This window comes from Maribacter sp. (assembly GCF_049667165.1).
Classification (GTDB): domain Bacteria; phylum Bacteroidota; class Bacteroidia; order Flavobacteriales; family Flavobacteriaceae; genus Maribacter_A.
In genome coordinates this window covers 1-1629 of the sequence record NZ_JBATHS010000054.1, presented here as the reverse complement: position 1 = coordinate 1629, position 1629 = coordinate 1, and the positions used below count along the sequence as shown (strand labels likewise).

2 protein-coding genes are annotated in these 1629 nt (G+C 42.3%); both read left to right on the top strand.

Going from position 1 to position 1629, the window contains the following annotated elements; genetic code table 11:
* The coding region (locus tag WBM98_RS03570) for a Pycsar system effector family protein (RefSeq protein ID WP_424364652.1) at window positions 1-462 on the top strand (462 nt) is incomplete at its 5' end.
* A gap of 52 nt (window positions 463-514) precedes the next feature.
* Window positions 515-1629 (top strand): amino acid permease (locus WBM98_RS03565; RefSeq protein ID WP_424364651.1); only part of this gene is annotated, 1115 nt, incomplete at its 3' end.

The window sequence follows — 1629 nt, the reverse complement described above, 5'->3', positions numbered from 1 at the left end:
GCCTTGATTAGGGCATCGGAAATTAAGGCGGGCCTGATCCTATCTTTTTATGGGATCTTGTTCAACATCATTTACCAAAATCTTGGTTTTGTTCTTGAATTGGGGTCAAAATACGTCTTCTTGTATGTGCTGTTAGGATTGTATTTTATGTTCACCACGGCCTCGATTTACTTTAGTATTCGATGTTTTATGCCGCGTATTGAAGGTAAATATGAAAAGAATATGTTCTTTTTTGGCGACGTGATTTCAAAGTTCGGAGATATCAAAGAGTTTAGCAAAACCTTTTATAAGGTAAGTTTGGATGAGGTTGAACTATTTGATCAGTTGGGACAACAGATTTATATAAATTCGAAAATCACGGCACTAAAATTCAAAAATGTGAACCGTTCCATTTTTCTCTTGGCCATTGGGTTGATCTTGCTTTTTATAATCACACTTTCTTGTATATTGGTTTCTTTTTGAAATTAAACATTCATTTCACTGCTTTAGTTAGGATAATCGTATAGAACCAATAATGGATTCACAAAAGAACAACATAAAAAAGTTCGGGACGTTCGCCGGGGTCTTTACACCAACCCTGCTTACGATTCTCGGGGTGATCATGTACCTGCGTTTGGGTTGGGTAGTAGGCAATGCCGGTTTGTTGGGTGCGTGGCTTATCATCATCATTTCATTCCTTATCACACTTTGTACCGCTTTATCCATGTCGGCCATTACCACCAACATCCGAATTGGTGCTGGAGGGGCCTATGCCATAATCTCACAGGCCCTTGGGCTGGAAGTAGGTGGAAGTTTGGGTATCCCCAGATATATTTCCCAAGGATTGGCGGTTACCATGTATATTTTCGGATTTAGGGAGGGATGGTTGAGCATTTTCCCGGGGCATGATGCGTTTTTAATAGATATCCTCGTCTTTGGGGTATTGCTTACCATTGCCTACATCAGCGCGGATCTTGCCATAAAAACGCAATTTTTTATTATGGTGGTGATCATTCTTTCCTTGTTTTCAATCGTATTTGCAGCCTATTATGGGTCAATGTATATACCCACTGAGGATGCCGTGCGATGGGGAACGTTCAAGGGATCTAGTGAGAATGGGTTTACGGGCAGTGATTTCTGGCTTGTATTTGCCGTTTTCTTTCCTGCCGCTACCGGTATCATGGCAGGCGCCAATATGTCTGGGGAACTAAAAGAACCTAAGAAAAGTATTCCCCAAGGTACGCTTTGGGCCATTGCCGTCAGCTTTATGATCTACATGCTCTTGGCTTACTGGTTGGCTCGCACGGCTACTGAACAAGAGTTGATCACGAATTATAATATTATTGTTGAAAAATCCTATGTGGGCCCGTTGATCATTGCCGGAATCTTGGGTGCCACATTTTCCTCGGCATTGGCCTCTTTGGTGGGGTCTTCACGTATTCTATTTGCCATGGGGGAACACCGGGTGTTGCCTTACGGTGCTTTTCTCTCTGGTCAAAGTGCAAATGGCCAACCTAGGAATGCCATGATCGTAACCGGATTGATCATATTCATTTCTATGCTCCTGCGAGATCTTAATGCGATTGCACCTTTGGTTACGTTGTTCTTTCTTATTACCTATGCGATGATCAATGTCGTCGTGATCATTGA